This window comes from Archangium lipolyticum (genome assembly GCF_024623785.1).
In the GTDB taxonomy this organism is placed as follows: Bacteria; Myxococcota; Myxococcia; order Myxococcales; family Myxococcaceae; genus Archangium; species Archangium lipolyticum.
This window is the reverse complement of record NZ_JANKBZ010000032.1, coordinates 28,394-47,531: the sequence shown is the minus strand read 5'-3', so window position 1 is coordinate 47,531 and position 19,138 is coordinate 28,394. Positions and strand designations below refer to the sequence as shown.

Annotated in this window: 12 protein-coding genes and 2 tRNA genes; 7 read left to right on the top strand and 7 right to left on the bottom strand. The window is 64.1% G+C overall.

Annotated elements, in window-relative coordinates:
- Positions 1-22 precede the first annotated feature (22 nt).
- Positions 23-595: a transcription elongation factor GreB gene (gene greB / locus NR810_RS41835; protein WP_257460890.1), complete on the bottom strand. Its 573-nt coding sequence runs from the start codon at positions 593-595 to the stop codon at positions 23-25.
- A 175-nt stretch (positions 596-770) separates the two neighbouring features.
- On the opposite strand from greB, the gene NR810_RS41830 reads away from it, so the two are divergent.
- Both NR810_RS41830 and NR810_RS41825 read left to right on the top strand, forming a co-directional pair.
- Positions 771-843, top strand: a tRNA-Lys gene (locus NR810_RS41830).
- Between the two features lie 5 nt (positions 844-848).
- Positions 849-921: transfer RNA gene (locus NR810_RS41825), tRNA-Glu, on the top strand.
- Between the two features lie 1,415 nt (positions 922-2,336).
- On the opposite strand, the gene NR810_RS41820 is transcribed toward NR810_RS41825, so the two are convergent.
- Positions 2,337-2,951 (bottom strand): hypothetical protein, encoded by a 615-nt coding sequence (locus NR810_RS41820; RefSeq protein WP_257460888.1) that lies wholly within the window; start codon positions 2,949-2,951, stop codon positions 2,337-2,339.
- A 7-nt stretch (positions 2,952-2,958) separates the two neighbouring features.
- A complete protein-coding gene (sitA5, locus tag NR810_RS41815) occupies positions 2,959-4,602 on the bottom strand; it encodes a SitA5 family polymorphic toxin (protein WP_257460886.1) in 1,644 nt (547 codons plus the stop codon).
- A gap of 41 nt (positions 4,603-4,643) precedes the next feature.
- Here sitA5 and NR810_RS41810 point away from each other — a divergent pair, with 41 nt between their 5' ends.
- Positions 4,644-5,201: a DUF3606 domain-containing protein gene (locus NR810_RS41810; RefSeq protein ID WP_257460885.1), complete on the top strand. Its 558-nt coding sequence runs from the start codon at positions 4,644-4,646 to the stop codon at positions 5,199-5,201.
- On the opposite strand, the gene NR810_RS41805 is transcribed toward NR810_RS41810, so the two are convergent.
- On the bottom strand, positions 5,107-5,337 hold the full coding sequence (locus tag NR810_RS41805) for an ATP-dependent helicase HrpA (RefSeq protein WP_257460884.1): 231 nt from the start codon (positions 5,335-5,337) through the stop codon (positions 5,107-5,109). The genes NR810_RS41810 and NR810_RS41805 overlap by 95 nt on opposite strands.
- Positions 5,338-5,567: 230 nt before the next feature.
- Between NR810_RS41805 and NR810_RS41800 the strand changes: the two genes are divergently transcribed.
- On the top strand, positions 5,568-10,877 hold the full coding sequence (locus NR810_RS41800; RefSeq protein WP_257460882.1) for an ATP-binding protein: 5,310 nt from the start codon (positions 5,568-5,570) through the stop codon (positions 10,875-10,877).
- A gap of 117 nt (positions 10,878-10,994) precedes the next feature.
- Positions 10,995-11,915: a hypothetical protein gene (locus NR810_RS41795; protein WP_257460880.1), complete on the top strand. Its 921-nt coding sequence runs from the start codon at positions 10,995-10,997 to the stop codon at positions 11,913-11,915.
- A 7-nt stretch (positions 11,916-11,922) separates the two neighbouring features.
- On the opposite strand, the gene NR810_RS41790 is transcribed toward NR810_RS41795, so the two are convergent.
- On the bottom strand, positions 11,923-12,201 hold the full coding sequence (locus NR810_RS41790; protein WP_257460879.1) for a recombinase family protein: 279 nt from the start codon (positions 12,199-12,201) through the stop codon (positions 11,923-11,925).
- Positions 12,202-12,815: 614 nt separating this feature from the next.
- Here NR810_RS41790 and NR810_RS41785 point away from each other — a divergent pair.
- On the top strand, positions 12,816-14,807 hold the full coding sequence (locus NR810_RS41785; protein WP_257460878.1) for an ATP-dependent RNA helicase: 1,992 nt from the start codon (positions 12,816-12,818) through the stop codon (positions 14,805-14,807).
- Here NR810_RS41785 and NR810_RS41780 read toward each other — a convergent pair.
- Together NR810_RS41780 and NR810_RS41775 are read right to left on the bottom strand one after the other, a co-directional pair.
- Positions 14,761-17,049, bottom strand: coding sequence for a kelch repeat-containing protein (locus NR810_RS41780; protein WP_456062043.1), 2,289 nt, complete (start codon positions 17,047-17,049; stop codon positions 14,761-14,763). The two genes, NR810_RS41785 and NR810_RS41780, sit on opposite strands and share 47 nt — an antisense overlap.
- Positions 17,050-17,306: 257 nt before the next feature.
- Positions 17,307-17,462, bottom strand: a complete 156-nt coding sequence (locus NR810_RS41775) for a hypothetical protein (protein WP_257460876.1) — start codon at positions 17,460-17,462, stop codon at positions 17,307-17,309.
- Here NR810_RS41775 and NR810_RS52935 point away from each other — a divergent pair.
- Complete coding sequence (locus NR810_RS52935) at positions 17,397-17,885, top strand: acyl carrier protein (protein WP_407653885.1); 489 nt, start codon at positions 17,397-17,399, stop codon at positions 17,883-17,885. The two genes, NR810_RS41775 and NR810_RS52935, sit on opposite strands and share 66 nt — an antisense overlap.
- Positions 17,886-19,138: the final 1,253 nt, after the last annotated feature.

Genomic DNA, 19,138 nt, shown 5'->3' with positions numbered 1-19,138 from the left:
GCGGTGGACGAAGCGCTCGCGGCTACACGTAGCGGATGCGGACGATCGTGTACTCGATCTCCCCGCGAGGGCGGATCACCTCGACGGTGTCGCCCACCTTCTTGCGCATCAGGGCACGCGCGATGGGCGACTCCACGCTGATGCGGCCCCCGGCGGTGTCGATCTCGTCCGAGCCGACGATCTGATAGGTGACGGGGCGGCCGTCCTCGTCCTCGAGCGTGACGGTGGCGCCGAAGTAGACGCGCTCGGTGTCGGTCTGCTCGGAGGGCTCGACGATGGTGGCGGTGTCCAGGCGCTTCTGGAGGAAGCGGATGCGCCGGTCGATCTCCCGGAGGCGCTTCTTGCCGTAGATGTACTCGGCGTTCTCCGAGCGGTCGCCCTGGGCGGCGGCGGCGGAGACCTCGGCGGTGACCTTGGGGCGCTCCTCGTTGAGCAGGCGCAGCAGCTCCTTGTGCATGCGCTCGGCCCCTGACCGGGTGAGGTAGCGGCGGTGGCCAGAGGAGGACTTCTCCTCCTCCTCTTCATCCCCACCCTCCAGTTCCAGCCCGTCGTTCTCCTCGGGGGCTTCCTCGGAATTCCGGACGTCTCGACGCATGGACCCTGTATAGCGCCTCTGGAGGGCGGAGACAGGAAGGAGGCGCGGGGTGGGCGTTGACCGTCAGGAACGGGGGGAGCGAATCGCCAGTAGAAGTCCGAAAGAAGTGCTGGTAGAGAGCGCGGAGATGCCGGGGGGTTGCGGAATCCGGCGATCGGCCAAAAAAGAATAGTGCGAGTCGCTAGCTCAGCTGGTAGAGCACCGGCCTTTTAAGCCGAGGGTCGGGGGTTCGAGCCCCCCGCGACTCACAGAGGTCCCCGTCGTCTAGAGGCCCAGGACGCTGGCCTTTCAAGCCGGTAACACGGGTTCGAATCCCGTCGGGGACACAAAAGCCGAGGCCGGAAGCTACTGGAATTTCAGTGGTTTCCGGCCTTGGTGTTTTCAGGCCCCGGCGCGTCTCCAGAATGTCTCCAAACCGGAGACTCTCCCCGCTCCTCCTCCAGCATTTGGATGGCGCGGTGCTTCTCGCACTTCCCCAGGTGCATGTACCGCATCGTGGTGCGGAGGCTCCGGTGGCCCGCCAGGGGTAAGCCGTGCCTCTTCCTCGCGCACGAGGGGGGAGGGCGCCCCTGACACTTAAAAATCTCGAGGGCTACCAGGAGACGTGACCGGGGACTTCTGGCGGTGGAGCTGCGCTGGAGCTGATGCCCGACAACCCGACCCCTGCCACACCACCCGGACGAGACCGGGAACACCACGGTGGGTGCTGGTGCAGCGGGGACCGTGACTCTCTTCCGGATTTCTTCACCGCCCCTGTCGCATGACTTCCCGCAGGTGCCCGGCCAGCCCGAGCAGGATCGCCATTGCCACCCGACGGGTGAGCGGTGAGGTGGCCAGCTACTGGACGGGGTTGCTCGGTCTCCTTCTTCTCGGATGGAGACAGCCTCGAAGCTCTGCTCCAGTCCCAGGCCCGCAGAACCACGTCGTCCCTGTCCGCATCCTCCCTGGTGGTGGCGTTGTGCGGCGTCAACAAGTGCGCCGGGTTCTCCTCGCCCCGGCGCACACGGCCGAGCTGATGCAGCCTGTTCTCCACCAGCAGCAGGATGGCGCTGATGATGACGGGAGCGCTGTTCGTCCGCTCCGGGTCGGGCACCGCGCCCATGGCGACGCTGTCCGCGATCCAGTGGGCGCCCTCGATGGCGTAACGAATTTCCCCCAGCTCAGCCGAGAGGCTGATGTGTTCCATCTGCGTTCCTCCTCGGCTGGATTGGATGAGGACGTCCTGGCCGACCAGCCAGGACGTCAGCGGGGGTGACCGCCAAGATCCTTATGCCGAGAAGCGTGCGGCTTTAACGGGTGACACTCACGGAGCGGAAGGTGGAGGCGCCGTGCCGCGCGACACGCATTGGACGGTGCAGGAGAGCCCTGAGGAGGCCCGCCCGTCGCGCTCCAGGCACACCCCTCCCCTGCGCAGGCGACCGCTCGCCTTGGGCTGTGCCAGAGAGTGCATCCCTCAGCCGCGCGTTACTCCCCCAGCGCCTGCTGCGCTGGCCCCCTGGCAGGTGCCTGGGGTGGGGGCAGCTCGGGCAGGTGCAGGTGGCGCAGAATGCGCCGCATGACGCTGCCCTGGGTGAGCGAGCGGGGGTCCACCGAAGCACCGGCTGATGCTTGGCCAGCAGTCGCATCACTCCCCGCTCTACGGGGTTCCACCGCCTAAACGCACTGCGACGACAGCCCCGGCTCCGAGGTCTCTCCTCGGGCCGGGGCTCTTTTTCATGCTCGAGCTGGCTAGTCCCGCGCTCTACATGAAGATCCCGGGTGCCCTCTCCAAGGCTGCGCGCAGTTCCTCGACCGTCGTGTCCATCTTCTCGGCCACAGTGGGCGCGTGCCAGGTCGACGCGACTGTGCCCTCGGGCGCATCACACACCACCTTGATGACCGAGCCGAAGAAGCCGGGCCACTCTTGCTGCCCCAGGTCCGCGCCGTGACGGCGTGCGTCCATGAAGGTGAAGCACGGCCAGCGCGGCAGTCGAATCGTGCTCATGTCGCAGTTGAAGAACCGACAACCATTGAGCCGCGCCTCCGAGAAGTCACAGTCCTCGATTCCGCCGAGCCGCCATCTCTCGTCCACGTCCTCGCGGAACCCGAAGTCGTTTCCGCCGAACCGGCCCTTGAACCGGCACCCCTTCAACTTCATTGCCGCCCAGGGCAGCGTCTTCAGCTCGCTCTTCGCGTGAATGGTGCAGTCGATCAGCCTCCCCGACACCAGATGGAGCCACCGCGCCGAAATGTTGGTGACCAACGTACAGCCCCGGAGCGTCACGTTCGGCCCGAGCCAGTAAATGGCCTTCTTGTCCGTCAGCTCCAGTCGCTCGCCCTCAATCTCTCGATTCTCGTAGTGGATGTTGGCAGTCACTCGGTCCTCAGAAGAAGATCATGCGGAAGAAGGTGCTCGCCATCCGTCGCCCGTGCAGCGCGAAGTTGGACTCCGTACCAGACAGGATCTCGTAGTGGTAGCTCTGGCCACCCGGACCGGTCACGTCCACGCCTCGCTGGTTCCACGACAGGTGCGGGAAACGGTTGGCCACCTGTCTTTCGACCCATCGCCCACGAGCCTGACGCTCGAGCAGATTTGCCCGGTGCTCCTTTCCAGCACGCAGCATCTTGTCAATCGCCGCCGCCTCCTCATTCGACAGCGCCGCCCGAGACCACTTCGCCGCCTCCTCCCTCACCGCCGCTTGCAGTTCGTCGCCCAGGCGGTCCTCCGCCGGAATGTCCCTGTAGCTCTTGCCGCGCGGGAGGTGCCACCGCTCGCCAGTGCTGAGAATGACCTGCTTGTTGCCACCGCGGTGCTGGATGGCCACGGTGCCCGAGTGCCCCCCAGCAGCTCCCGAGCTGCCGCTCCTCGCCAGCACGTTGATGGCCACCGGCGCCTGCGGGGACATGAGGACGACGAGGGCGCGGCTCTGCTCCACCACCACCTCCACCGCGGCGGCCTCCTCCATCGCCACCGCCACGGAGCCATCCATGCCCTGGGCCGCCCACTGCGCCTGCACCTGGTTGAACCTCGGCAACGAGCGAAGGTGCGTCGCCATCTCGCCCAGGGTCCGTCCGGTGAGGGTGGCCACCCCGAGAATGAGGGCCCGGGCGGCGTCCGTGCCTATGCGCTTGCCGAAGACCTCGCCAGCGTCGCGCAGCTCCTCGAAGGTGGTGGCCTCGTGCGCCGCGTGCGCCATGCTGGCCCACCCGTCCATGAGGCCCCACATGGCGTCCACGCCCAGCCAGGCCAGAAGCACCACGGAGAGCGCGGCCGCCACCGCCTTCGTGCTGGGCTCTGGTAGCAGCCAGAGCGCCAGGTACAGGCCCGCGGCCCACACCAGGGAGGAGAGCAGCGCCTGCGGACTGAGCTCGCGTCCAAGGGACGCTCGCGTCTCGTCCAGCACGCCTCCGAAGGCCAATGCGAGCGCCAGGGTGCGCCTGTCGTCCGTGCGCAGGTAGGGCCCATCCGTGAAGAGGCCCAGGCAGTCACCGCCGCCACGTGGCTGACACCACCGGAGGTACTTCTCTTTGAGCGCCGCCTCGGCCTCGGGCACCAGCGAGCCCTTGTCGGTGAGGGGCACCAGCGTGAGAACCCTGTCCCGGTACACCTCGGCGAGCAGCTCCTCCTCGGGCATGGCCTGGAGCAGCCCTTGGGCGGCCTCCTGGGGAGTGCCGCGCACCTGGTGGTGCTGGAGCAGCTGCGCAACCGCACGTTGGTACTCCTCCCGCGAGACAGCCACCACCCGCGTGCTGCCGCGCGCCTCCACCTCGGCGGCGTACACAACAAGCACCGGCTGCAGCTCCCTCGGCGCCGAGCGCGCCTCGCTCTCAGCAGCCTCCTCCCCCGCACGCCCTCCCCCTGCCCTCCTGCCCGCCGCGGGCCCCTGCGTCGCGCAGGCCGCGTGGAGGAAGAGGACGATGAGCCAGAGGGCCCCGGCCGGCGCCCAGGGTGGCGGGCCCCGCCTCCGGGCCTCGAGCTGCGTTCCGCCGCCCTCCCCCACCGCAGGACTCGGGTGCTTGTAAAACATGGCGCTGGCCTCCCCCAGGAGCATCAGTCCCGAAGGATAGGATGCGGGACGGCCAACCCTACAGGAGGGCGGGCGCGCAACGCCCCACAGTCCGAGCCCCCTCTACTGTGGGACCCTGGACGTGCGCCGAAAACGGCCGTGCTCCGAAGACGGAGTGCCAGACGTCGGAGGTCGGTTTCAGGTACTGGTGCAGGAAGTTTGGCTGCACCGAGTCGGAGCTGCGTGAGGCCGTCAGGGAAGTCGGCACGAGCGCTGCTGCCGTCGAGGAGTACCTCAAGAAGAAGAGTAGGGCCTCCTCGCAGCGGAGCATAGGCGGCATGGGAGCCCTGTTGCGGGCGAGGGCCGGGGTAGGTGGTCGTCCAGGAGGGCCGCGCGACACGCATTGGACGGTGCAGGAGGGCCCTGAGGAGGCCCGCCCGTCGCGATCCAGGCACACCCCTCCCCTGCGCAGGCGACCGCTCGCCTTGGGCTGTGCCAGAGAGTGCATCCCTCAGCCGTGCGTCGTCACTCCCACAGCGCCTGCTGCGCTGGCCCCCTGGCAGGTGCCTGGGGTGGGGGCAGCTCGGGCAGGTGCAGGTGGCGCAGAATGCGCCGCATGACGCTGCCCTGGGTGAGCAACGCCAGCACCCGCCGCCTTCCTCCGCACCTCGGGCAGCAGAAGACGTCCACTGCGAACCTCTTGCGCACCAACCCCGCCCACTCCCCCCTCCGGGCGCGCTGACGCTTGCGGCACATGGCCCGAGCTGCCGCATCTAAAGCTGGTGCCTCCTCCTCCCCCGGGTCCGCCGCTGCGGAGAACAGCTTGAGTCACACTCTCGCGACAACTACGTTGACACTCACCGCCCATGGCCCTCTCGCTACAGAAATGCGCGCGGCTTGACGCCGGGTCATCCGGCTTGAGCCCAGTGCAGCCGCTCCGCTATACCCATGGAAAGAACAAACAAGTGTGAGGAAGCGCGACCGCCATGACAAAGAACGTGAAGAGATCACGATCTGCGGAACTTACCGGCGGAGCCGGCTTCACCTATGAAGACAGCGTAGTCGCCTACTACTTGGCCGCTCTTCTTCGCGAGGAAGCCGCGATGGGCGGGAACGGCGTCGTCGTCAAGGTGGCTGTACAACAAGCCGCCCAAGGCGAGCCGATGGACGATCTCGTTGTCGATACCAGATGGCAGAACGAGCCGGCGCGCCTCAGCTTACAGGTCAAGAGCAGCCTGACGATTAGCGACAGCGATACCGACTTCAAGGCGGTGATCGCCGAGTCGCTTGCCACGAGGTCGAAGCCGGATTTTCGCATCGGGAAGGATCAGTACGGCTTCATTACAGGTTCTGTCGCCACCGGCCCGCTCGACGCGCTCAACCGCATCATCGGGCGCGCGAGGGCGAGCACGACGGCTTCCGAGTTCGTGTCGCGCTTTGGGTCGGCAGGGGAATCCAGCAAGATGGACATAGCGCTGCGCGACGAGTTGCGCGGCTTGATCAACCCCGCCAATGATGAAGGCGAGTGGGACTTCTACTGCCATTTCGTGGCGTATCGCATGGATGGGCTTGAGCCCGGCGGTGACCGGCTGGTGGAACTCGGCAATCGTCTAGCTCCCCTATCCGAGAATGGGGGACCGCAGTTTGTGGAGTTGCTCTGTCGCCAAGTTCGATTGGGCGAAGGCGTGGCGAAAGTTTGGACGCGCGGTTCACTCCTGGCTGATCTTCGTAGCACGGGCGTCCGGCTCAAGGTCGCTCCGAGCTTCGCGCGCGATCTCTCCATCCTCACGACCTACTCGACAGACGCGCTTGCGGATATCCGGACCGATATCGCCGGATGCAACTTGGACCGGCTGTCGTTCGTGACGGCCGCGGAAGTAGCGGCGTCGAAATATGTCTTCTCCAACATCAGCGGCCTGCCCGGCTGTGGGAAGTCGGTGATCCTACGCCGGTGCGTGGAGCGTGCGCTTGAGAAGGGCCCGGTTCTTCTTCTCAAGTCCGACCGGCTGGAGGGCACGAACTGGCAGAGTTTCGCACGCAAGCTAGGCCTTCAGCATGCCTCGGCTGCGGAGTTGCTGGCGGAGATCGGCAGCACCGGCACGCCGGTGTTGTTCATCGACGGCATTGACCGCATCAAACCCGAACAACGGGGTATCGTCTCCGACCTGTTTCACACGATCGAGCGGGAGCCGGAACTGCGCCACTGGCGCGCCCTGGTTACCTCCCGCGATCAAGGGCTTGAAGTCCTACGATCTTGGATTCCCGCTTCGCTCTATTCGAAGACGGGCCTAGGTGATGTAGCGGTCGAACCGCTTAACGATGACGAGGCGGAGGCGCTCGCCGAGCAGCATCCCGCCTTGAGGCCACTGCTCTACGGCGCCGCGGCGGTTCGAGAAATTGCGCGTCGGCCCTTTTTTGCGGCCGTGCTCGCTGATCAGGCGAACGTCATGGGGTTCGATAAGAACCCGCCGCCTCAAACCGAGAGTGAACTGATCAATGCGTGGTGGAAGGCTGGTGGCTACAATGTCGAGCCCGAGGCTGCAGATGCCCGCCAACGCGCGCTCCTCGACCTTGCGGAGGTCGGTGCGCCGAGCCTGGGCAAAGCGATCCGCGGCCGGCGCATCAAGGCGGAGACTGCGACACAGCTTGAGAGTCTGCGTCGCGACAAGATTATCGATGTTCTAGAAGCTGGCAGCAGCTACAAGTTCAGCCACGACATCTTCTTTGAATGGGCCTTCTTCCGGCTTCTGATCGATCACGGGTCTGACTGGCCAGATGCGTTGGTTGTCACAGGGGAGCCGCCGCTGCTGGCTCGCATCGTCAGCCTGCTTTCCCAACATACATTCGAACGTGGCGGCGACTGGCCGGGTGGTTACGTGCTGCTGAATGGGCGGCCCTTGCGCCCCCAATGGCGGCGCGCGTGGCTGCTTGGCCCTCCGGCCAGCACCCGCTTCACCGAGCAGCTCGCGGTGTTCGAGGGCCTGCTGGTGCAAAATGACTGCCTCTTGCTTGAGAAGTTCCTGGTCTGGTTCCAGGCCGAGCGAACCATCCCGAGCCCGCTCATACTGCAAAGTCCGATTGAAGGGGTCGACAGCGCGACGATTGTGCGCGCCGCCGACCTGTTGGGCTGGCCTTCGGACATGAACGCGTGGAAGCGAGTGCTCACCTGGCTATTCGCGAGGTTAGACCGCTTGCCTGCGACAATGCTTCCGCATGTCGTGGAGTTGTTCAACGTTTGGCAGAACATGTTCGCTGACCTGCCAAACTCCTATTCGAAGCGCATCGTGGAAGCCGCCGAGAGTTGGATCGTTGAGCTTGAAGGCGAGACGACCGAAGGGTGGCGGTCGCTCAAATCAGACTCGCGAGACTCGCTGGCCGGAAGCCTGCGGCAGATCATCATTCGGGCTGCCCGTACTTATCCGGATAGCGCTATCCGAACGCTTGATCGGCTGAACGCGTGGGAGAGTCGGTCCAAGGAACTGTTGAACTCGGTGTTTGGTCTCGCGCCGGTGCTGAGCCAAGTTTGCCCTGAAAAGCTCGCTGAACTCGTCAAAATCGAGGTGCTTGAGGAACTTCCGAAGGAGCAGTTTGAGCGTGAGAAACGTGAACGCGAACAGCGCTATGCGTGGCGAAAAGCGCTTCGCGAGAAGCCCGAGAGCGAGCTGACGCCCAATGAACGGCGCATGCTCTCAATCATGGTCGAGCCCATCGGGCACACAACGTATGATTTTCGCGATCTAGGTATCGTCCGCTTTCACGGCTCGTTCTATCCGCCAGCACCCGGACATGAGCCATTTACGAGTCTCTTCCAGTTCGCGCCGGACGTGGCCCGCACCTTGGTTCGGGACCTTGCCAACCACGCTACGACCGGCTGGCGCCAGATCCATGAAGTTAACTACCCGCGTCACGGAACGCCGGTTCCGATAGAGATCTCCCTTCCCTGGGGGACCCAGCAATTCTGGGGCAATGATCGTAGCTATGATTGGTTCTTCGGTGAAGGCGGGCCGCAGCCGTTAGAGTCGGCCTTTCTAGCCATGACCCATTGGGCGCATCAGCAGCTCGACACCGGCGCCGATCTCGACGATCTCATCCGAAAGGTCGTCGAGGGCCATGAGAGTGTAGCGGCCTTGGGTCTCGCCGTATCACTTGCGTTGGAGCGCAACGAGCGTGCCCCCTCGCTGCTCGCGCTGATGAAATCGCAGCGTCTGTGGGTGCTGGATTTTCACCGCCAAGTCCAGGAGGGTGGTCGCGAGATCAACCACTTCGGCTTCGACGTTCGCTCGCAGATGAACGCGAAGCAGAAGGCTGCGGACCAGTACCTCAAGAGACGAACCTACCGGCAGCGGTCACTGAAGGACCTCGCCTATCTGTACGCGCTGAGCGCCGACGAAAGCGAGCGTGCGGAGTTTGCGGCTGCCCTGGCGCGATTTCCCTCGGAATTGCCTTACGCGGTGGAAGAGCAGCGCGGTCATTCCGAGACAGAGGCCAGCATGCGCGAGACGGCCGAAGCGTGGGCGCAGTTCGCCAACAGAGAGAACTACGCATTGCAGCAGGTCCCCGAACGCAGTGACCTGGTGCAACTCACCTATAGCAACCCCACGCTGCAGAGCGAGGCAACCGTCGAACGACGCATTGAGGCGGAGAAGTCGCAGCGAGAGTCCAGTATCGTGATCTGGGCCGCGCAATCCATCCAGAACGGCGCGCTCGACCCGAGGATGACGCTGGAAGCAGCACTCACCTTTGCGCAGGAGCGCGATGCGCCTGAGCTCCTGCTGCAAGTGGCCAACTTGGAATTTGGGAGGCGGCAAAGCTGTGTCGTCGCAGTTGCGGCGCTTGCGATCCGCTTCGGCGCAGAAGCGAACGATCTAGAGTGGGCCTGGTCGGTCATCGACCGCGCGACCGACATAAAGGAGGAGGAAGGGCCGTTCCGTTACAGCAACAATTCGTTGGACCCGCGGTTCTTCTGCATGGTGGCGCTGAAGGCGGACATCGCCAGCGGATCGCCACGCGCGAGTTCCAGAGTCCGGTTGCTCAGCAAGGCGGGCGATCCTAATCCCCACATCGCTCAGGGCGCATTCGCTGCGCTCTTTGACACATCATCCTTGCCCCTTGCGCTGACGTGGAATGCGGCCGTGCTCGCATCCGAGCTTTTCTCGAGCCATGTCTCCGTCAGGCTCGATGAAGCAGACGAAAGCGCACAGGCGACCCATCATCGTGAGCAGGCGCTGACGCGGGCTATTGCACGCATGGAGGCCTCTCCTTACGCTGAAGAACTCGTCGCTCCTCCTGCTGCTTGGGTGCTTGAAAGCGGGACGCCAAAGAGGCGCGTGCGCCGGGTCGCCAACGAGGAGACGTGGACCTATCCGTCTTTTGACTTCAACCCGCAGTTTGCGGCCGAGATCATCAAGTCCTTTCCCATCGAGAAATGGGGTGAGCGGGAGGAGCTACGCCTAAAGCTCGTCGAATACGTGACCGAGCTTGTGCGATGGACGGCTGATCGCATCTTCCCACCCTTTGCCGAGGAGGATCGCAAGAGCGACTCACAGCTATACGAATGGCTCTTGGCCCTCGCCTGCCTCGTGGCGCGTGTGAGCGTATTCTGCCCTCCCGAGGAAGCAGCCAAGCGCTTTATCGAGCCGCTATCGAAGCACCGCCACCGCGATGTCCTCCTGCTCTATCTCGGCAATCTCACCGAAAGCATCACCTGCCGGCATGTCTACGATGCTCCGGCAGTTCCGCCAGTTGCGCTAGCGATCCTCGACAGCATCATGACCCGCATGTTGGCGGAGCCGGAGTTCTCGCCCACCAGCTACCGACCGGGCGAGATCCGCGACCGTGCTCTGGTGTCGATGCTGGAGTCGTTCTTGATGATCTCGGTGAAGGACGCGCCTGGCGCAGCGCGCTACGCCAATGGCGAGTGGCGCGACCTACCGCTTGTACTACCCCTCATCGATCGGCTCATGCAGTCCGCCGGATGGTCCGACGTCGTGATGGACAAATTCATGACCCTGGGCCAGCGCGCCGGTGCGCATCTTCCCATCGAGATGCTAAGCCGGTTGGTCGTGGCCAGTATGGATGCGGAAGGGTTCAGGCTTGAACGCTGGAATGACGCCGGGATACCGGCGAGCATTTCCGGGGTGATCCAGAAGCTCGCCGACGCCAACCATCCGCTGACGCAAGCGCAAGCGCGGGACCTACTGCTCATCCTTGATCGGCTCGTCGACATCGGGGATCGACGTGCCGCCGCGCTCCAGCAATCAGAGCATTTTCGGAGCATCCAGATCGCAGCAGGCTAGTAACCGATCCCGGCAGAAGGGGGCCAGAGGATTTGTACAGGTATGGATACAGTAGGCCGTACTACAGTGCTGCACTACCCGGTGCGACCACGAGGAACTTTCACTGTGAGGGTGTAAATGAGTGAGTCTCATCCGAAGGACGCCGTCGAGGCTGCCGAATTCGGAAATTCGGTCTCGGATAACGACCTTCACGATTCGCTGTCCGCGACCATTGCCCGCTTCTCCCACTTGAAGGCAATTCTCCCTGCTGATTGGCCACATGGGGCCAAGTTTGGGATCACCACGGCCAAGATGGCTGACTTCGCGAAAAAAAAGGAAGTCAGTCGTTATTGGCATGCGCTAAACCTCCCGCTCTGCGTGCATGCGGCGGGCGCAGGTTACCCGGATTCGAAGGCAAGAACCCTTATGGAGTCGCTATTGCGAGTCTTAGACGGCTTCGCTCGGGATTTTGGGACGGAGCCAGGGGTACGAAAAACCTTAGAGCCACTCTGGACTGATTCAGCTTGGAACATTGATCCTCCCGAAATCTGGTCTGTAGTGGCAACAGCCTTCTTGGCCCAAACCTACCAATCAAACAAATTCAAACCCGTCGGATTTGGTCTCAAGATCGGCGAAGGCCAAAAGGACGCGGACATCCAGTTCCGACATCCCGACGGCACTGTTGTGCATGTCGACGTCGAAGCGTGGCATGCAGTCAAATTTGTAGGCCTAGACCCCGCGCAAGCTCGGGCTGAATTGCAACGTCGAGTCGAAGCTAAGTGCGGTAGCAAGTTCAAAGATCTGCCCAGCTCAGAGCTTGGAGTAGCAGCAATCGTTTGCATGGCTGCTGGCGTCCACTTCGAGCTGATGATGAAGTACTCAAGTTTGGCCGGTATGTACCAACTTGACGGCAGGTATACTGGTCAATACGGGTATGTGTACTGGGCGGGCGGAACTACGGATGGGCAGTCAATGTGGGTCGAGCTTTTCGATGAGCCCGCATTGAAAAAGCGTCTCGTAGAGGCGTCTAAAGATCGAGCATTGCCAGTGCTTGCTTGACACAATCTTAGCCTAGAGGGCTTCTAGTCCTTTGGCGGGTGGAGGGGGCGTACACCAGCATTAGGTCGAGCAGGCCGTCAGCGGCCGCGTCCCGCAGCGCATCCAGGCCGGGCCTGTCCAGACGTGAGCCGCTGTAGCCCTCATCCACGTAGCGGTGCTCGGCGGCCACTAAAAGCCCCATGCCCTCAGCGGCCTTCTCCAAGGCCGCCAGTTGCGAGGCCACCGTCCTCTCCTCCTGCTGGCGCGTCGTCGACACGCGCGCGTACAGCGCCGTCCTCTGTGTCATGGCCCTCCTCCTGGGCGTCCTCCTGGCCCACGGGCTGCTGACTGCGCGCGGCGGCCCCGGGGCCTGTCCTTCTTGCCGACGAGCCGCTGCGGGCTGCCTCCAGCAACAGCCTGACGGCTCTGCTCAGCCGCTCCGCGCCGTCCGGGGCCGGGCGCGCCCTCCACTTCACTTTCCAAACACGCTTGCCCATCCCGCTCGCCTGACGGCCTCTGCTGCTGAGGACACGCAGCGCTCGGCTGGGCGGCTACGCTCGAAGCCGACGAGCGCCTGGACAGCCTGAAGACCCGGCGATGGAGCGAGAAGCGGATGGGGTTTTTGCCGTTTGCGCCCTGAACACGTCCACTGCGAACGTCTTGCGCAGCAACCCCGCCCACTCCAGCATTCGGGTGCGCTGACGCTTGCGGCACATGGCCCGAGCTGCCGCCTCTGAAGCTGGTGCCTCCTCCTCGCCCGGGGCCTCCGCTGCGGAGAACAGAAATGGCCGGACTCTCGCCCCCGGGGCAAACACGCCATGGAAGCGTGCAGGGAGAATTCCTCCAGGAACACCGGGCGCGCAGGTGCCCACACGATTCGTCAGGGGCGGAGCGTGCGCTTCAGTGCTAGGCAATGCTGCCATGTCCGGCGACTCACCCGTCCCCACCCCCGGCGGTTTGCCCACCCTGCACTTCCCCCCCGAGCTCCCCATCTCGAGCCGGGTGGAGGACATCACCGCGGCCATCACCGCCCATCAGGTGGTCATTGTCGCGGGGGCCACCGGCTCGGGGAAGACGACGCAGCTGCCGAAAGTCCTGCTCGCCATGGGGCGCGGCCGCCCGCGCCAGATTGGCGTCACCCAGCCCCGGCGTATCGCCGCGACGAGCGTGGCGGCGCGCGTGGCACGCGAGCTCGGCACGGAGCTGGGCACGGACGTCGGCTACCAGATTCGCTTCGAGGACCGCTCGTCCCGGCGGACGGCCGTGAAGTTCATGACCGACGGCGTCCTGCTCGCGCAGATTCACGGCGACCCGCTCCTGAGCCGCTACGACACGGTCGTGCTCGACGAGGCCCACGAGCGCAGCCTCACCATCGACTTCCTGCTGGGGTGGCTCAAGCGCATCCTCCCCAGGCGCCCCGACCTCAAGGTGGTGGTGAGCTCGGCCACCATCGAGACCGAGCGCTTCTCGCGGTTCTTCGGGGGGGCTCCGGTCATCCAGGTGGAGGGCCGTACCTTTCCGGTGGACGTGCTCTACGAGCCTCCCCCCGAGGACGCCGAGCTCGCTGACTCCGTCGCCGATGCGGTGGCCGACGTGCTCTCGCTCGACCCGGACGGGGACGTCCTCGTGTTCCTCCCCGGGGAGCGGGAAATCCGCGAGGCCGAGAATGCCCTGAACGCGCGCGAGCTCCGCGGCACGGTGGTGCAGCCCCTGTATGCGCGCCTGTCGGCCGCCGAGCAGTCGCGCGTCTTCGCCACCATCCCCGAGCGCCGGGTCATCCTCGCCACCAACGTCGCGGAGACGTCGGTCACCATCCCGGGGATCGTGTACGTCGTGGACACGGGGGTGGCGCGCCTGTCGCGCTACGACCCACGCTCGGGCACCACCCGCCTGCACATCGAGCCGGTCTCCCAGGCCAGCGCCGACCAGCGCAAAGGGCGCTGCGGACGCGTGCGCGAGGGGATCTGCGTGCGCCTCTACGACGAGGCGAGCTTCACCACGCGGCCCGCCTTCACCGACCCGGAAATCAAGCGCACCGGGCTCGCGGGGGTCATCCTGCGGATGAAGTCCCTCGGCCTCGGTGACGTCGAGGACTTCCCCTTCCTCGACCCGCCCCAGCCGAAGTCCATCGCCGAGGGCTGGCGGGTGCTCGAGGAGCTCGGGGCCATCGAGGGCAAGGAGCGCACCCTGACGCCGCTCGGGTACCAGCTCGCGCGCTTCCCGGTGGACCCGCGCATCGCGCGGATGATTCTCGCCGGCGCCGAGTACGGGTGCCTGGACGAGGTGCTCATCGTCGCCGCGGCGCTCCGAGAGGGTGTCAAAGAACTCGAGCGACGCGCTCTGGCACCACCCGCGGCGGGAAGGAGAACGGCGGAAAGGGCGCTGAGAAATCCCCTCGGCCCCAGCAAGCCGCCGCCTCTCCCCCACTGCCAGTTCCTCTCTTCCCCGTTTGCGCCAGCGCTTCGTCCAGTTGAACTACCGGAACAGCCGCCGCGCCGACCCCAGCAATTGCGGCAGACACGTCAGGCCCGGCCACTCGGCGCTCCTCTCCACCAGCCCCTCCTTCACCCCGTGGGCCAGCACGTAGCGCAGCTGGCCCACCACGGCCGTGTCGTCCAGCACCGGCTCCGCCGAATACCGCCTCTCCCAGAAGCCGCCACTCCAGTCCACCAGCCGGCCCACCTTCTTGGACAGGATGGAGCGCAGGTACTGCATGAAAGAGGCGAGCGCGGCTCCCCGCGCCCACACCAGCAGGTGGAAGTGGTTGGAAGCAAAGGTGAAGGCGTGCAGCCGCACAGTGCCCGCACTCTGCTGAACGGCTCGCGCCAGCACGCTCGTTTCGAGTCCTTTGACACCGTCTCCGGATTCAGGGTGTGTAGAGTTCCGCCTCGATTTCGTACCCTCCAGCGATAAGCACGCGACCGCCGGGCAGCAATGTCGCCGTGGGGAACGGACGAGCCAAGGACATGGGGCCAGTATTTCTCCATGTGCCCAGAGTCGGGTCATATACCGCCGCGTGAACAGGGCCACCTGCGACGAGCACCGTGCCGTCAAGCAGCAACGTCGCCGAGTGCACAGAATTCGTTGAAGGCATAGAGCCAGTGGCTTTCCATGTACCCGAAGCTGGGTTGTACAACTCCGCTGTAGCTAGATAGGCGGAGCTCCCACCTGCATTAGCAGTTCGTCCTCCTGCAACAAGGACTGTGCCATCAAGCAACAGCGTTGCTGTAGCGTAGTACCGAGGCGTCGACATAGAGCCAGTTGCGCTCCAAGTACCTAGAGCCGGGTCGTATATCTCTGCAGTTGCACGCCCAAGGGTTTCGGAGTTTTCGTAGTACGAGCCCCCCACGACGAGCACCTTGCCATTGGGGAGCACCGTCGCCTCGTGATTGCTACGAATCGAGGTCATAGTTCCGGTAGCACTCCATTTGCCCGAGATCGGGTCGTACACCTCTGCTGTTGCGAGCCCATCTCCTCCTGCGACGAGCACCTTGCCATTGGGGAGCACCGTCGCCGTGTGGCTTCTGCGGGGCCAGATCATCGAGCCAGTCGCGCTCCAAGTCCCCGCCACCGGATCATACACCTCCGCTTTCGCGTTCGGGCTGCCACCATAGTTTCCCCCTGCAACGAGCACCCTACCGTTAGGTAGCGACGTGAGCGTGTGGTTCCACCGGTCCTGGGCCATGGTTCCGGTAGCGCTCCATGTGCCCGAGACCGGGTCATACACCTCCGCCGTCGCGAGCACACCGCCTATGCTCACTCCACCTGCGACGAGCACTTTGCCTCCAGGTAGGGGCGCCGCTCGGAACCAGTGACGAGGCACTGCCATAGAACCTGTCAAAGCCCAACTTGAGGAACAGACCGGCAGCCCCGCCACTGAAAAGCTCTTGGTGACCGTGAGGTTGAAGGCATTGGTAACTGTGGCGGTGATGTTAGGGTTCGCGCCTCCAATGACACAGCCGGGCGCGGTCCAGATGAGGCGACTGCGGGAGGCACCGTTTTCTGGTGTGCCTATAGTGCCCACCGTGGCAGCCCAGGAGAAGGTGAGCGCAGAGGCCTCCGGGTCGCTGGCCTCTACCTCGTAGGTGATCACTTGGCCCGCAGCGGCCGTGTCCGAGGAGCGGTAGGAGCGGACGATGACGGGAGGAAAGTGATTGATGGGGGGCGTGTTGCTCACGCATAGCGCGACGGTGCCTGTGTTCTGCCCTTCATGTCCGTCAGACACAGAGACAATGAGGCGGCAGTTGTTGCAGGCGCCAGCAGGCACTTCCGAAGGAGTGAACTGAGCCGCGTTGGAGGAAGCATTGGCCCAGGTGCCAGCGCAAGTGGCACTCCAAGAGTAAGAGAGGCTGTCCCCGTCCGGGTCAGAAGCCGAGACGGAGACAGCAGTCCTCTGACCGACGGCCAACTGCGTGGGCGTGGCAATGACTGAGGCCACCAGGGGCGAACTGTTGAAGGAGATGGACAGCTTCGCCTCCCCCTCGCCTGCGCTCTGGATGACGTTGATAGCTAGGGCGATGCTGGAGGACAGGCCGCCGGAGTCCGTCACGGTGAAGGTGAGCTTTTGAATGCCCGTGGAGAGAGGCGCTGTCCACGATGTGGCTGGGGCAGAGGAAGAGGAGAAAGAGCCGGCGGAGGAGGACCAAGCGTAGGAAAGGGAGTCTCCGGGGTTGGGATCACGAGCCGTGGCCTGTAGAGAGATGGAGCCACCGACAAGCACCGAAGTTGATGAGGCGATTAGGGACTCAATTAGCGGGGCCTCATTCTCGAACGGGAGCGGCTCGTTGATCTGCTGGAGGGTGATGGCGACGAGGGTGGCTTGACCTGCGGAGATGGTGACACCGGAAACGGCGCCCTCGAAGACCAGGGTGTCCGAAGAGTCGAACGCCTGTGCGATGAAGGAGCGATTGGCGCCCGCTGGGATATTGCCGATGACGCCGCCCCAGACACCGTTGGTGGGTGCGAGTTCCACGGTCACGGAAGGGATACCGTCGGCACGAGAGGTGACGGAAACGCGGGAAACGTTGGAGTCGAGGGCTTGGCGCATAGAGACAGCGAACTGCGCCGAGCCGGTGTCAGAGGAAGAAGCAGTACAACTCGCTAGAAGCACCACAGCCAGCAATAGGGGTATCCGACAAATACGGGAAGATAGCATTGCCTGTGCCTCGCGTGTTTTGGTTTGCCAGCCTTTGGAACTGGCGTGCTGATCCTAAACCCGCAGCAGATCGCTGAGTGACGACGAGTGAAGCATGAATGCCCAATAGTGAACAAGTGAAAACCAAAGGCCCGCTCTTTCTGGGTGAGAGAACAGGCCTTCGGGGCCGCCCAGGTCGGGCCGGACGATCGGCTCAGCTACTCATGCGTGGGCGTGGCTTCTGGCGGGCCTTGGAGCCCACGCAGCCTCCCGTCGCGTCACCCGCCTCCCCGGCCGCTCCCGCCAACTCCGTAGATGCCCGCGTGCTCGCGCTCATCGCCGCGCGGCTGGGCGCTCGCGCCCACTCCCTGGAGTCGCACCAGCCCCTCACCCGGCTGGGGCTGGACTCCCTCGCCGCAGTGGAACTCGCGCACACGCTGGAGCAAAACCTGGGCGTCGCCCTGCCCATGAAGACCCTGCCGCAGGGCGTGAGCGCCTCCGAGCTGGCCCGGGAGCTCTCCTCGCTCCAGGCCTCCACTTCGCCCCGGGGCTCCATCCCCCGCGCGCCTCGTGACCGGCCCCTGCCCCTCTCATTATGGTGTGCGCGACAGATGCAAGAATCTGCTGTTTCATCTTTGCTGGCGCGGTCTCCTGACGCTCTGAGGAAAGGATCCTCGCCCCCCGTATTGCCTGAAGCCTGCCAATCCGTACACTCCACCAGGCGAGGGAACTCCGGAGGGCATTGGGCAATAAGTTCGAGTTTCGCACTTTCTAGCGAGGTCAAGCCACGGCCTTCAAGGAACCGGGCAGCAGCAGGAGGGGGTTTTGTCGACCCTGTTTGCCATTGGGGTTCGTAGAAATCGCGGCACTCCCGTCATCGTCTCCAGCATGACTTCTAACGTCCTGCCGCCGCGCGCTCCAGCTTCGCCCCCCTGCGCAATCTTCAGGCAAGCTGCAAGGCGCCACCGGGAGCGAGGACTACTCAGCCCACCAGCGCATCCTCCGCTCGCTCCTCCTGGCCACCAGAAACTGCGAAACTCGAACTAAGAACTCGTTTTAAAAATGGACTCGATGGGTCAGGTCATCTGACCCAAGCCTTTCGCCCTCGGGGAAAATCGCCTTCCACCGTCGCTGTCCCCTCTGCAGGTCATGTGACCTGCCTGTTCTGGTCCATTTTTGAAACGAGTTCTAAATGGGTGCGGATCTTTGACGTGGCCCAGGCAGGCAGCGGCAGCGGAATGGCGGGCGTCAATCGTCAAGCGTCAATCGGGCTGTTCCAACAATCCTATAGCCCTATACCCCATGTATACCCACACACTCTCACATGCTGCCCATACATGATCTTTCTCTACAGGAGTTTATAGATTCAAGGCTTGACGGCTTGACGATGTGGCCGTTGCCGGGTTTGGGGACATTGGTGCATTGAACGGCAAGCAGCCGAGCCAGCGCGGAGCGGCACACGTCACTCGGCTTTGAGCTGGTTTTCTAAACCTCTATAGCCTCCTATCTCATACATGTTTACACACCCCCCCCACACTACACGACCTTCTTCGTATGGGGTTTATAGATTCAGATCGTGACGGCTTGATCGCGTGCCGGTGCTAGGGTTGCCCTGAGCGTGCCGCGCCTGGAAGGATGCCCCCCGCAAGTCTTTCCGATGCGTGGCCGCTTTCGACCATGCTCGGAGGTCGCACACGCTCAGAAAATTTCCAATAAATCTCGCGGGCACCGTTGGTTTTGCTGTCCGTCCCTCCCGGAATCTTGCCGAAACCGCCCCCATAACCGACTGGATGCCGCTGCGTCGTTGCCGTGAGCAGAGCAGGCACACGTCGGCACGCTCCACCGCACCCGTGCCGTTGCTCGCGTCCTGGCGCCTTCGCCCAAACCCGAGCGTCGGCTGCTGTTCCCCCCTTGGGTCCCTCCACAGGTCCGCCGTGCCGTTTCTCTCGTCCAGGCGGCCCATGGGCCCCGGCGCACCGACTGCGACGCTCCTGAAGCCCTCCATGGCGTCCCACTGAGCCCTTGGGCTGCCGTTGCGCCCTCCGAGCCCGCCAGAGGTCCGCCATGCTGTTTCTCGCGTTCGGCTCCCCCGGCGCACGTATCCGCTCGG